The sequence below is a fragment of the Dellaglioa sp. CoH-57-MRSF-18 genome, assembly GCF_056781995.1.
On sequence record NZ_JBXAXX010000002.1, the window covers coordinates 176,132 to 190,078 of the forward strand.

The window sequence follows — 13,947 nt, forward strand, 5'->3', positions numbered from 1 at the left end:
AACAGACATTATCTAATTCTGATTAACTATCAGAATTAGATAAAAACGTCTTTAAATCAATAATAATATCTGCCAATGGTTCATTTATAAGTTGTAATTCATCCGGCAATACTTCAATCATTTTTTTACCATAACTTTGATTTATCAATCGATTGTCCAATGCAATCATTGCCCCTTTATCGGTTGACGTCCGAATTAAGCGTCCAAACCCTTGTTTAAGCTTCATTGTTGCTCTAGGCAGTGAATACTCACTGAATACATCCCTACCTTGACCTTCAAACTCTTTTTCTTTCGCCTTTACATTTAACGACTCTGGAGACTCAAATGGTAACCGCGTCACAATTAAAAGTTCTAATCTATCATTTGGTAAGTCAACGCCTTCCCAGAAACTACCAGTACCCATTAAAATAGCGTCTTTACCTAATAAAAATCGTTTTTTTAATTTTTCAGGCCGTCCTGTAACACCCTGAACTAAAAGTTCACGATCAAGATGTAACCCTCTTTTTGTTAATAACCCATAAACATTTGCTATCGTATCAAGCGAATTAAATAAAATTAACGTTTGTTTACGTTGTGATTTTATAATCTCATAAACTGAATCAGCCAAGTAAGATTCATAAAGCTCTTTTGATGATCGAACATCAAAAGCATCACTTGCTACATACAATTTAGCTTGGTTACTATAATCAAAAGGACTCCCTAATTTTTTGATTTTGTAATTATCATCTTGTATATCTAGCTGATCAATAATGTAATCAGGATTACCTGGTAGTAACAAAGTCGCCCCAGTAAACGTCAGGTGATTAAAGTGCCGATAAATTACTTCAGAAAGAAAATGAGTTGCATCTGATAAACTAAATTCAAATTGCATTTTGTCTGTTTGTCCGTTAATCGGAAAACTTAACCAAAGCACCTTTTCATTTAGCTTGTCTTGATTTTGTTCAAATATAGTCCAGCCCTCAGTTTCTGCAAATAATTGCTTAAAAAAGTTATGAACACGATTCAAAAGCTGTTGCTCATCTTGGCCGATATTTTGTTGGCTTTTTGCAGCGATATAACGATCTCGTAAAATGGCATCATCTCTTTTTAAAACAGTTATCACTTTTAAAACAGATTCAAGCATAATTTTATTTCGATTAATCAATCCAATTAGCTCAGTTGATTTTAAAATAATTGCTTTTCCGGTCGTTTCATTTTTTGCTGCTGAATTCCTACTAATTTGTCGACCATATTCTCTTGAAAATTGTCTGATGAGTAACTCAACTGATTCCCGTAATTTCCTAATTTCTGTTAATAATTGATTGTTTTCACTAGCTGTTAAGAAATTAATTGCCATTAAGTCATTAAAAGAAAATTTTTGTGAACTTTGTATGCTAGTCAATAATGAATCACACATATTAATAATTTTCCAGAATCGAATGCGTCCTTTATTTGACTGTAGAGCAACATCAGCAAGATGCTGTGCTTCATCTACAATTAATTCAGGCGCAAGTTTTGTACGATCTGAGTTAAATAAACCAGGATGCTTCATTAAAAAAGCATGATTTGTAAAAATAATTGCTGACGATTCAACTTGTTTATATAACGTATTAATAAAGTCAACTTCAAAAAATTGATCAGTTAATACTAAACTCCCAACCCCTTGATGTTCAATTTGATTAAAAATGGGATTTTGATAACTTGAAAGTTTTAATTCATCAAGTTCACCAGTTTTAGTCATTGTCAGCCATACTAAGATACGTATTTTCATTAAAGCTATCTGTCCAGAGGTTTCTTTTTGTGTTAATTCTTTTTTAAACGCCGCTAAATTTATATAATGGTTACTGCCCTTCAAATTTACTGCAGCTGTTTGAAAAGGCAATAATTTGTTAAGTAACGGTAATGCCTGATTCATCAACTGGGTTTGAAGTAATGTTGTCGCACTACTAATCACAATTTGTTTGCGATTTTGAGCATGATAAGCTGCTGGAATTAAATAACCTAATGTTTTACCGATTCCTGTAGGAGCCTCAATAATTAATGTTCGATTTCCACTTTTTAAATGTTCAGAAATAAGGTCCATCATCTTTGCTTGTTCAGGTCGCCAACTTAATTGTTTTTCAAATATTTTTTTCTTATCTACTTCTGCTTCAGGATAAACATAATTCGTTAAATTAAATGTATCTTGTTTCCTACGTTGAAGGACAATCCCTCCAACAATGTATAGATGATCTGGTAGTCTTTCCTGTCTTCTATTTTTATCACTGTACGCATCAGAAAATAATTCATTTGTATTTCTTAATAAAAATGAACTTAAACGATTTATTTCAAATAAGGTTTCTCTTGGAATCGTTTCTAGTCGAGTTAATAAGAAGATAAATAACTCAGCTGTCACATGGGCATCACTATCGGCATGATGCGGATTTTCGTGAGTCAGATTCAAATATCGACTCAGATCTTTTAATTTAAAACTGGGTGCTGTTGGCAATAAGATTTGACTAAGCTGTACAGTATCGACACCTTTTATTGATAATGCAGGATAGCCAACTCTTTCTAACTCACTATTGATAAATGGCAAATCAAAGTTAATATTATGCGCAACAAAAACTGTATCTTGGAGAATCGCGTAAATCGTTGCGGCGACGTCTTCAAAATAGGCAGCCTTTCTGATTTGACGGTTTGTAATCCCTGTTAATTCTGTAATAACTTTCGGAATTGCCATACCAGGATTAATATCAAACGAGAAAGAATTTATTATTTGATTTTTTTGAACTAAAACGCAACCAAATTGGATCATTCGATCGCCACTTTTAAGATTTGTTCCCGTCGTTTCAATATCCACTACAGCATAAATCGTATTTTTATTCATTGAAGTTTATCACCAGTCTTTTTAAGTTAACGCATTTATGTTTATTTTACCATATTGATTAAAGAATCATATGCCAAAAACTAAATCATTATAAATTCTCAAAGTTCATCCAGTCCATTATAGCTATAACGACAATTTTAAGGTATGATAATGGAAGTAAATTCATCTAGAGAGGACTCTTTTTTTGAACAATTTGTCAGATAATACAGAAGCAAAATTTCTTGGTACTAGCCATGCTAAAATTATATTAATCGGCGAACACTCTGTTGTTTATAGCCAACCCGCTATTGCCCTCCCTTTACCAAATGTTAAAATATCAGTTTTAACGGAAGCAATGGCAGATAAACAATGGATCACAAGTCGTTTTTATAGTGGTGAACTGAAAAATGTTCCCATGAATATGCGTGGCATTAAGCAAGTTATCCAGTACATTTTAAAATCATTGAATAAACGACATCAATCATTTAAATTAACGATTGAAAGTGACATCCCATCTGAACGAGGGATGGGTTCTTCCGCTGCCACAGTTATTGCCATAATTCGAAGTTTGTACGCTTTTTTTGATACGAAAATCGAACGCGATGAACTTCTACTTATTGCCAATATCGCTGAAACAACCACACATGGTTCTCCAAGTGGTATCGATGCCGCAACAACCAGTAGCCGCGATCCCATTTGGTTCATTAAGCACCAAGAGGCTTACCCTGTCCCATTAAACATAGAGGCAACCTTAGTGATTGCTGATACGGGAATCAAGGGCCAAACGGGTTTAACTGTTGGTCAAGTTCGTGATCGCGTCTTATCAAGTCCTGACGTTACTGAAAAAATAATTTCCGAACTTGGTCAATTAACAAGTATGGCTAAGGCACAAATTGCGACAGATGATGCTATAAGTTTAGGACACACATTATCTAGGGCTCATCATTTACTAAAATCTTTAGGTGTTAGTCATCCCAAATTAGATGCACTTGTCAAAACAAGTCTAGAAAATGGCGCTTTAGGTGCCAAACTTACCGGTGGTGGTGGCGGTGGCTGTATGATAGCCCTAGTTAAAACACCCGAAGAAGCTTTAAATCTAAGCCATCTCTTAAATCGTAATGGTGCCATTGCAACTTGGATTCAACCCCTTAAAAAGGAGTCACAACATATTGAAAAATAAAATTTCAGCTCGCGCCCATACTAATATTGCACTCATTAAATACTGGGGTAAACAAAATAAAGATTTAATTATTCCTTACAACAATAGCCTATCCTTAACGTTAGATCATTTTTATACCGATACTACGGTAACTTTTGACGATACGCTAACTGAAGATACCTTCTTTCTAAATTCTAAACAAAAAAAGGATAACAAAGTATCAGCCTTTTTAGATATTGTTCGTAATCAAGCACAAAAAAATATTTACGCTAAAGTAGAATCAATAAATCACGTTCCAACTTCAGCAGGACTTGCGTCATCAGCGAGCGCATATGCTGCACTTGCGCTTGCTGCTAGTCAAGCAATTGGTTTAAATTTAAATAAACGCGATTTATCACGATTAGCACGTCGTGGTTCTGGTTCAGCTAGTCGCTCTATTTTTGGTGGCCTAGTTGAATGGGAAAAAGGTCACAATGATGAAGACTCCTTTGCTATACCGATTGAAGAAACGATTGATTGGGATCTTCAAATGATTGCTATTATGATTAATAGTCATGAAAAAGCGATTGATTCTCGTTCTGGAATGCAACATTCCGTGGACACATCACCTTTCTACAATGAATGGGTTAAATCTTCTGAACGTGATTTAATTGATATGAAAAAGGCTATTATAGAGAAAAACCTCGAAAAAGTTGGTCAAATTGCTGAAAATAATGCAATGAAAATGCACGCAACAACTTTAAGCGCTAATCCCAGCTTTACTTATTTTAATCCTGACAGCATACGTGCTATGGATGCTATTCGTGACTTGCGTCAAGAAGGTATTACCTGTTACTTCACAATGGATGCTGGTCCAAATGTTAAAATAATTTGTTCCAAAACTGAAACACCTTATATTTTAAATAAATTAAGTCCACTTTTTGGTGCAAAAAATCTTTTGGTTGCCAAGCCTGGACCTGGAGCGACACTTATTTAGTGTTATCCATATTGAAAGGAATTGAGCTATTTGATCACCGCTAAAGCACCAGGAAAACTTTATATTGCAGGAGAATACGCAATTGTTGAACCTGGATCACCAGCAATTATTGTTGCTATTGATCAGTTTGTAACTGTAACAATTAAAAAGAGTAAAGAAACAGGTAGTATTTCATCTAAACAATACCAAGAAAATTCTTTATCTTGGTATCGTCAAGGGACAAAAATTATTTTTGATAATCGAGATAACCCCTTTCACTACATATTATCGGCGATTCATTTAACCGAATTATATGCACAATCCATCGGAAAACAGATGGTTAATTATCATGTCAATATTGATAGTGATTTAGATAGTACTGATGGTAAAAAATATGGTTTGGGCAGTTCTGCTGCGGTTACCGTAGCAACCGTTCGTGCCGTTTCACAATTTTATAATTTAAAATTAACGGATAACGCTCTATTTAAATTATCAGCAATGGCTCACCTAGATGTTCAAGGAAATGGTTCACTCGGAGATATTGCCGCTAGTGTTTATGGCGGATGGATTGCTTATTATTCATTTGATCGAGAATGGTTAAAAATTATGAGACAAGGTACGCCACTAACCGAACTTTTATCTATGGATTGGCCTATGCTTTCTGTCCAACGCCTACCGCAACCTAAAGATTTAGAATTATTAATCGGTTGGACTGGCTCTCCAGCTTCAACTTCCATTTTTGTTGATAAGATGGCCCTTTTTAAAGCAAAACAAAAAAAGACTTACTCTGAATTTTTAGAAGATTCAAAAAAATGTGTCACTGCAATGATTGATGGCTTTAAATTAAACAATTCCATCATTATTCAACAAGAAATTACAAATAATCGAATGATTTTACAACAATTAGCCGATGCTAGTCAGGTAATAATTGAAACCGAATCATTAACTTCCCTTTGTAATTTATCAGAATCCCAACATGCTGCCGCAAAAACATCAGGTGCTGGCGGTGGTGATTGCGGTATTGCATTAGCAACCTCTGAAACAAATCGTACTGAATTATTTAAAGATTGGGCACAAAATGATATTCAACCTTTGGATATCAAAGTGACCTTATAGGATAAGGAGTTTTTTATGATTAAAGACGATAATTTAATTCAAAGTCACAGAAAAGATGAACACGTATTTATCGCCGAAAAATTATTCAATACGGAATCAAAAAATCAATTGAATGAGATCAAGCTTATTCCTTCAAATTTACCTGAACTTTCTATTAATGATATTCAATCTAGCGTTGAGCTTCCAAATTTCTCGTTTCAATCGCCCTTTTATATTAATGCTATGACTGGTGGCAGTGAACAAACGGGTATTTTAAATCAACAATTAGCCGAAGTTGCAGCTATCACAAATACACCAATCGCGACAGGTTCTCAAAGTATCGCCTTAAAAGACCCTTCTAAGGCTCATACATTTAAAATACTTCGTGAAAAGAATCCAAATGGTCTCATTTTTTCTAATTTAAGCGCCAATGCAACACTAGATCAGTCAAAAAGAGCCGTTGATATGATTGAAGCAAACGCCCTACAAATTCATATTAATGCCGCTCAAGAAATTATTATGCCAGAAGGTGAACGTGAGTTTTATTGGTTGAAGAATATTGAAACAATCGTAAATAAGCTTGAAGTACCCATTATTGTTAAAGAAGTTGGTTTTGGGATGTCTCATAAAACGGTTCAACAATTAGCTGATATTGGTGTACGTTATGTTGATATTTCTGGTCGTGGCGGCACAAATTTTGCCATGATTGAAAACGAACGTAGACATGCTAAAGATTTCTCCTTTCTAGAGGATTGGGGCTTAACTACAGCTGAAAGTCTCATTGATACAAAATCTCTGCAAACAGGCTTAACAATTTTTGCCTCTGGTGGTATTCGTACCCCATTAGATATTGTTAAATGTCTCGCTTTAGGCGCTAAAAGTGTTGGTATCTCTGGTGCATTCTTACACATTCTCAATAAACAAGGTCAAGATGCGCTAACAAATACCATATCAGATTATCAATCAAAAATTAACATGCTTATGCTGTTACTTGGCACCAAAAATTTAAGTGATTTAACAAAAATTAGAATGATTTTATCACCTGAGTTACAAAATTTTAAAAATCAAATATAATCATGTTTACATAAAAAACGCCAAATCAGTTAGATAATGAATCTAACTGATTTGGCGTTTTTATTAATTATTACGTTTATTAACTCTTCTACGGATAACAAAGTAGAAAACAACGGAAGCAACGATAAATAGAGTACCTTCGAACTCATACAGAGCTATCATATTTGTTTTAATCGAAAATTGTGACTGACCAATCGCAGTTCCTATTAAGCCACCAACTAAGAATGATCCCATGTAAATTAGCAAGTTATTCCAAATAATAACTTTTTTTGATTGTTTGATAAATTTCTGATTACGAATTTGTTTACTAACACCAACAATCCAAATATAAGTTGCGACCATAACACTAGCAATAACAGCCATTAAGCCCACCGCTTGTTGCCAATGTCGACTAATCCATGAGTTATTAGTTAAAATTAAATTATCATTAACCTGTTTGGAAACTGTTGTATTAGTTAATTCGGTCGTTAACACATTCTTAGTCACGACATGCTTTGAATCAAGAATAATATTTGTATTATTTGCCTTCAATTTACTTATGTCTGCAGTTGACATTGCAATAAAAATTTGATTATCCAACTCAGAATTGTATTTATCACCCATAATACCGATGACAGAAACGTATTGCCCATTTAATTTATAATACTGCTGATGAAATGGCGAGTATAATTTTTTTTCAATATTTCGACCAACTACTGCTACCGGAACTTCAGATAAAAAATCATTATTTGAGAAAAAAGTTCCAGAAACCATTGGTGGCTTATCATAACTACCCTTCGCATAAAAATAAGAAATATTTTTTTTGTTTTTTACTTGATAATGAATTTGAAAATCAGAAATTTTTTCTGATTTTGCTAACGTTGTATTATATTTATCTAAATTTTGTTCTTTTGTTTTAAGAACATATGCATTTTTAGATAGATTATGATTATCTAATTTTGTGATTAAATCTTTTTCCTGCATCTTAAAAAATAAAAATGTGGTAAAGAATGTAAGTAGTAAGATAGCTACTATAAATATGTATCTTCTTCGCATCATCAATTTAATTTCCCCCTAACTTTTAATGGACACCGAGTGCCATTTTTGCATACCTAGACATACGTTCAATTGACCAGGCTGGACTCCATATAAATTGTACAGTTACTTTTTTTATTTCTAGCACTGGCTTTAACGCATCTTCGACTAAATCAGATAGAACACCTGTTAACGGGCAACCCATAGTGGTTAAAGTCATTTGTACATTACAATTATTGTCATTGTCTAATTCAATCTCATATACTAAACCTAAATTAATAATATCCATATCCAATTCAGGATCCATCACTTTTTCTAAATGTGTCAAAATATCTTGCTTAATTATTTCTGCACTTCGTCTTTCACTCATAGGATTAATCCTCTCTTGAATAGCTAATATTACTAGTTTATCGTTTCTATTTTAGCATTGCAATCTATTGTTTTAATGTTACTGAACTCTTTACTTTTTCTAAAAAATAATGTTATACGGCGCCAAAGTTACTATGAAGCCGGATTAAATTAAAGATACGATTTTATAACAATAGATAAAAAAAGGTTAAATACGTTTGAATACTGCATACTCAAATGCTATCCTGAACTAACTAAGATAAAAAACTGTAAATCTTACTACACATAAGTTAAGTTGATGGAGGAACAATAACGATGAACAAAAAGTTAATTACAATTGATTTAGATGGCACAACTTTAAATAATAATGCAGAAGTTAGTTCAACAACAAAAAAAGTACTTACTCAAGCAACAGCTGAAGGACACATTGTCAGTATTGTAACGGGACGCCCATATCGTATCTCAAAACAAATTTATGATTCATTAGGGTTAACAACTCCAATGATTAATTTTAATGGTGCCCTGGCACATATTCCACATAAAAATTGGGATAAATCATACGAATATACAATTAATCGAGATATTGTTTTTGATATTCTTAACGCTAGAAAAGAATTAGGTATTAACATGTTAGCAGCCGAAGGAAAAAATATGTTATTGGCTGACAATGCAAGTCAGCTAGTGAAAGGCTTTTTCCCACAAGTTTTAAGATCAAATCAAATTCTTAATAAACAAAATTTACAACATGATCCGACATCAATTACGATGTTTGTCGATCAAGATAAAAAACAATTAATTACATCTAGACTACTTGAAAAATATGGTGATGTTATCGAAGTCAACACTTGGGGCGGACCAAAACCTGTTCTAGAAGTTGTTTCAAAAGGGATTCAAAAAGCAATTGGTGTTTCTTATCTAGCAGATTACTATGGTATCTCTCAAAAAGATATCGTTGCTTTTGGTGATGAAAGTAATGATAAAGAAATGCTTTCATATGCTGGCTGGGGTGTGGCAATGAAAAATGGTACTTCTGAAATTAGAGGTCTAGCCAATGATGTTACCTCTTTAAATAACCAAGAAAATGGGCTTGCTCATTACTTAAAAAATTATTTAAATTTAGCTAAATAATCGTTAATTAGTAACAGATCAGTAATGGTCTGTTATTTTTTTATAAAAAATGACTTCTGGAATATACCAGAAGTCATATTTAATGATATTTATTTTTCGTCGCTTTTTAGAATACCACCGACACTATAACGATCTTTACGCATTTCATTTAAAATTACATGGATATGCTCTGTAGGTGCACCAGTATTTTTTGAAACAGCTTCAGTCACATCTTTAACTAAATTTTTAAGTTGTTCTTGTGAACGACCTTCAATTAAATCAATATTTATAATTGGCATAACGAATCTCCTTTTTATTTAGTTGATTGCCCTTTTCTTAATAATTCTTGTTGGTCTGAGTTTAGGAAATTGCCTTCAATATCAGCGGTATTAACTAAGTTCATAAATGCATTTGGATCAACATCACTAATTGTCATTTTTAAATTATATAATTCATAACGTGTAATAACTAACATCAAAACTTTACTTTCTTCATTTGAGAAAGCGCCCTTTGAGTCAATAACTGTAATTCCACGAATTAATGATTTTTGGAGCGCTCCAACAACTAAATCTGCTTCTTTTGTAACAATAAATGCTGTTAACTTTTGATGCGATGTATGGATGTCGTCGACAACTCTAGACATAGCATAATTAGAAATAATTGTATACAAAGCACTTTCCCAACTGAAATAAAATCCAGCCGTTAAAATAATAATCATATTTGTTGATAACATTAATGAACCGACTGTTTTACCTGTCGTTTTAGCTAGAACAAGTGCGATGATATCCATCCCACCAGTTGAAAAACCAAATTTTAATGCTAATCCAACCCCAATACCACTTATTACACCACCAAATAATGCTGCCATTAATGGATTAGTTGATAATTGATGAACGGGTAAAATTACCGTAAAGAGAGATGAAGAAGCGACGGTCAGTACACTATAATATGTAAATGAACGTCCTACTTTATACCAGCCTAATATACCAATTGGAATATTTATTAACATAATTAGATATCCAGTACCAATTTTAATATGAAATAGATCATAAAAAATAGCAGAAAGTAATTGGGCAATACCATTGGCACCAGCTCCAAAAATATTTCCTGGAATCAGAAAGAAATTAAGGGATAATGCAATTAATAATCCCGAAAATACAATTATAACTAGTCGTTTATTTTTATCAGAAATTGATAACTTCATAAATCTCCCTCCTATTATATGTGACTCTTTTCATTTTACCTTTTATTAAACAATAATATTAATAAAATGAGTAATCTCTCATTTTAAATTTCTATTAAACTAACCTTATACAGCGTAACCGGTTAAATACGAATATTTATTTACAAATGGCGTTTAAAAATAGCAATTAAATGATAAAATGGTAATATCTAAATTTATTTACTGGGAGGAGAAATATCCATGACGACAGACCCTTTTAATTTTTCAGCATGTACAAGTGTTTTAGCTGGTTCTAAAGCAACTGCAGATGGGTCGACTTTTATTGGCCGTAATGAAGATGCAAAAACAGCATGGCCAAAACATTTTGTTATTCATGCTCATACAGAATTTGAACAATCACCTTTATTTGAATCACCAGATAATCACTTTAAAATGCCATTACCAAAAATTCGTGGTAAATATTCAGCTACTCCTGAATGGACACCAAAATTTGGTGTTTTTGAAGAAGATGGCTTTAATGAATATGGTGTGGCTATGAGCGCTACTGAAAGTGCATACGCTAATAGCCGGGTTCTCAGTTACGATCCCTTACTAACTGAAAACGGAATTGGTGAGGAAGCAATTGTAACAATTACTCTTCCCTATATTCACTCCGCAAAAGAAGGTGTTAGTTACCTTGGATCATTAGTAGAAAAATACGGTTCAAGTGAAACAAATGGTGTCTTGTTCTCTGATCAAAAAGATGTTTGGTATATGGAAATTGCAACCGGTCACCATTGGGTTGCGCAACGTATTCCGGATGATTCTTATGCAGTTGTTGCCAACCAACTAGCTATTCAAGAAATTAACTTTACTGATTCCGCTAATTTTATGTTTAGTTCTGGTATTCAGAAATTTGTTTCTGATAATCATTTAAATAACCAAAAAGATTCATTTAATTTTAGAGATATCTTTGGAACTCATGATCAATCTGATGCCATTTACAGCACACCAAGAGTTTGGTATGGCCAATTACTTTTAACACCATCAGTTGCTTCACAAGATCCTATGAGTATGAATTTACCGTTCATTCGTCAGGCTGATCATTTAATTCAACGTGAAGATTTAGAACAAATTCTTGGCTCACATTTCCAAGGAACTCAATATGATCCGATTGGAACTGGTTCAATCAGTGATAAACATAAATTCAGACCCATTAGTTTAGCAAAAACACAAGAGTCTCATATTTTACAAATTAGACCTGATTTACCTTTTGAAATTGGTGGTATCCATTGGCTATCAATGGGTGTTACGGCTCAAAGTGCTTATGTACCTTTCTTTGCTGGTATTACGGATACACCGGAGAATTATAAAATTGGTACCGATGTATATGATGACAAATCTGCTTACTGGTTATATAAACAATTAGGTATTTTGGTTGATTCACATTACTTAGAATTTAGCTCATTACTGAAAGATCTCCAAAAAGATTTAATTATCCAATTCAATGCCTCCGTAAAACGGATTCAAACAGAGGCAATTTCTAAAAGTGGTACAGACCTAACAGATTTTTTAACTGAAGAAAATCTAAAAATTACTGAAGCTGCTGAAATCAAGGTTAAGGCCTTAATTAGTCAGCTAATTACATTATCAACTGACCTATCACCATTAAATTTTAAAACTGACCAAAACTTATAAATATAAGAAACCGAAAGGAATTACAAAAGTCTTATGGACAAACAAAAGAAAATTTCCCTAACAAGTTTCATTTTAATGATTTTTACAACTATTTTTGGATTTGCAAATACTCCCGTCGCCTTTATTCAAATGGGTTACGCTAGTATTATCTGGTACGTTTTAGCAGCATTCTTCTTTTTCTTACCAACTGCTTTGATGTTTGCAGAATATGGTTCAGCTTTAAATGAATCAAAAGGTGGCATTTATTCTTGGTTAGCTGAATCAATTGGCCCCAAACTTGCTTTCACAGGAACATTTATTTGGCTTTTTGCATGGATTGTCTGGATGGTATCAATTGCATCTAAAGTTTGGATTCCACTTTCAACAATTTTTTCTGGAAGTGATCAAACACAATCTTGGGCTATCTTTGGCCTATCTTCAACACAAACTATCGGTATTCTTGCAATTCTTTGGATTGTGCTAGTTACCTTTGTCGCTAGTCGAGGTATCAGTAGTATTGCCAAGATTTCTTCAGTTGGTGGTATTGCTATTTTAGGTTTAAATGCTATCTTTTTACTATTAAGTATTGTTATTTTAATTGTTAATCATGGTGCACTCCAAGAACCATGGCATGGTATGACAAGTATTATAACTTCTAGAAATCCTAGCTATCAATCACCTATCGCCCTAATTTCATTTATTGTTTTTGCCATCTTTGCATACGGTGGTATGGAATCAGTTAGTGGTGTTACAGATAGTATTAGAAATCCTAAGAAAAATTTTCCAAAGGGTTTAATCATTTCCACTTTATTAATTCTTTTTGCTTACTCAATCTCAATCTTCTTCTGGGGTGTTAGTACAAACTGGAGTAAACTTGGTGGTCAAAATGCCAACTTAGGTAACATCTCTTACATATTGATGGAAAACTTAGGTAATTTTGCAGGTCAAAGCTTTGGTATGAGCGCAAGTGCTTCGACAATTTTTGGTCATACACTTGCTAGAATTACTGGTTTAAGTATGTTCATGGCTTATACAGGTGCATTCTTCGTCTTGATTTACTCACCACTCAAATCATTTATTCTTGGAACACCTAAGGATATCTGGCCAGCAAAAATGACGAAATTAAATAAGCATAGTATGCCTGAATTTGCAATGTGGATTCAAGCTGCCGTCGTTATTGTCATTATCATGGCTGTTTCATTTGGAGGTTCAAATTCAACATTATTCTATTCAAAATTAACGTTAATGGGAAATATCTCAACTTCTGTACCTTATCTATTTTTAATTGGTGCATTTCCATTCTTTAAAAAACGTCAAGACTTAAATCGACCTTTTGAAGTTTATAAGAATAGAACACTTACAAATATTATTACTATTGTCGTCTGGTTAGTTTTAGCCTTTGGAATTATTTTCACTGTTATCAGCGATACATTAAGTAATGCTCTCTGGATGATATCTGGTCCTGTCCTTTCTGGACTAGTTGCTTTCCTTTACTACACACGTTATGAGAGAAAAATTAAAAAATAAAC

The 13,947-nt window shown here is 33.2% G+C and carries 12 protein-coding genes; 7 read left to right on the top strand and 5 right to left on the bottom strand.

What is annotated here, in order from left to right; translation table 11 throughout:
• Positions 1 to 22: 22 nt before the first annotated feature.
• The gene (locus tag AC1RPG_RS02645; protein WP_481761288.1) at positions 23 to 2,848 is read right to left on the bottom strand and encodes a helicase C-terminal domain-containing protein; all 2,826 of its coding nucleotides are present in this window, start codon (positions 2,846 to 2,848) and stop codon (positions 23 to 25) included.
• 184 nt (positions 2,849 to 3,032) lie between these two features.
• On the opposite strand from AC1RPG_RS02645, the gene mvk reads away from it, so the two are divergent.
• The 4 genes from mvk to fni are packed head-to-tail and all read left to right on the top strand — an operon-like array spanning position 3,033 to position 7,110.
• Entirely contained in the window at positions 3,033 to 4,007 is a 975-nt protein-coding gene (gene mvk, locus AC1RPG_RS02650) for a mevalonate kinase (RefSeq protein WP_481762176.1), read from the top strand.
• Positions 3,997 to 4,962: a diphosphomevalonate decarboxylase gene (mvaD, locus tag AC1RPG_RS02655; RefSeq protein WP_481761286.1), complete on the top strand. Its 966-nt coding sequence runs from the start codon at positions 3,997 to 3,999 to the stop codon at positions 4,960 to 4,962. Before mvk ends, mvaD begins: the two co-directional genes overlap by 11 nt.
• Before the next feature lie 30 nt (positions 4,963 to 4,992).
• Positions 4,993 to 6,057: a phosphomevalonate kinase gene (locus tag AC1RPG_RS02660; RefSeq protein WP_481761406.1), complete on the top strand. Its 1,065-nt coding sequence runs from the start codon at positions 4,993 to 4,995 to the stop codon at positions 6,055 to 6,057.
• Positions 6,058 to 6,072: 15 nt separating this feature from the next.
• Positions 6,073 to 7,110, top strand: coding sequence for a type 2 isopentenyl-diphosphate Delta-isomerase (gene fni / locus AC1RPG_RS02665; protein WP_481761285.1), 1,038 nt, complete (start codon positions 6,073 to 6,075; stop codon positions 7,108 to 7,110).
• A gap of 63 nt (positions 7,111 to 7,173) precedes the next feature.
• Here fni and AC1RPG_RS02670 read toward each other — a convergent pair whose 3' ends face one another.
• Both AC1RPG_RS02670 and AC1RPG_RS02675 read right to left on the bottom strand, forming a co-directional pair.
• Positions 7,174 to 8,148 carry an ABC transporter permease gene (locus AC1RPG_RS02670; RefSeq protein WP_481761284.1) on the bottom strand — a complete coding sequence of 325 codons (975 nt, stop codon included), beginning with the start codon at positions 8,146 to 8,148 and terminating at the stop codon, positions 7,174 to 7,176.
• A 22-nt stretch (positions 8,149 to 8,170) separates the two neighbouring features.
• Complete coding sequence (locus tag AC1RPG_RS02675; RefSeq protein ID WP_481761283.1) at positions 8,171 to 8,494, bottom strand: metal-sulfur cluster assembly factor; 324 nt, start codon at positions 8,492 to 8,494, stop codon at positions 8,171 to 8,173.
• Positions 8,495 to 8,787: 293 nt separating this feature from the next.
• Here AC1RPG_RS02675 and AC1RPG_RS02680 point away from each other — a divergent pair, with 293 nt between their 5' ends.
• Positions 8,788 to 9,600: a Cof-type HAD-IIB family hydrolase gene (locus tag AC1RPG_RS02680; protein WP_409022582.1), complete on the top strand. Its 813-nt coding sequence runs from the start codon at positions 8,788 to 8,790 to the stop codon at positions 9,598 to 9,600.
• A gap of 89 nt (positions 9,601 to 9,689) precedes the next feature.
• Here AC1RPG_RS02680 and AC1RPG_RS02685 read toward each other — a convergent pair whose 3' ends face one another.
• Together AC1RPG_RS02685 and AC1RPG_RS02690 are read right to left on the bottom strand one after the other, a co-directional pair.
• The gene (locus AC1RPG_RS02685; protein ID WP_481761282.1) at positions 9,690 to 9,878 is read right to left on the bottom strand and encodes a 2-hydroxymuconate tautomerase; all 189 of its coding nucleotides are present in this window, start codon (positions 9,876 to 9,878) and stop codon (positions 9,690 to 9,692) included.
• Positions 9,879 to 9,892: 14 nt separating this feature from the next.
• Positions 9,893 to 10,783 carry a YitT family protein gene (locus AC1RPG_RS02690; RefSeq protein WP_409022584.1) on the bottom strand — a complete coding sequence of 297 codons (891 nt, stop codon included), beginning with the start codon at positions 10,781 to 10,783 and terminating at the stop codon, positions 9,893 to 9,895.
• A gap of 219 nt (positions 10,784 to 11,002) precedes the next feature.
• On the opposite strand from AC1RPG_RS02690, the gene AC1RPG_RS02695 reads away from it, so the two are divergent.
• Positions 11,003 to 12,439, top strand: a complete 1,437-nt coding sequence (locus AC1RPG_RS02695; protein ID WP_481761281.1) for a C69 family dipeptidase — start codon at positions 11,003 to 11,005, stop codon at positions 12,437 to 12,439.
• Between the two features lie 33 nt (positions 12,440 to 12,472).
• Complete coding sequence (yjeM, locus tag AC1RPG_RS02700; RefSeq protein WP_481761280.1) at positions 12,473 to 13,945, top strand: glutamate/gamma-aminobutyrate family transporter YjeM; 1,473 nt, start codon at positions 12,473 to 12,475, stop codon at positions 13,943 to 13,945.
• Positions 13,946 to 13,947 lie beyond the last annotated feature (2 nt).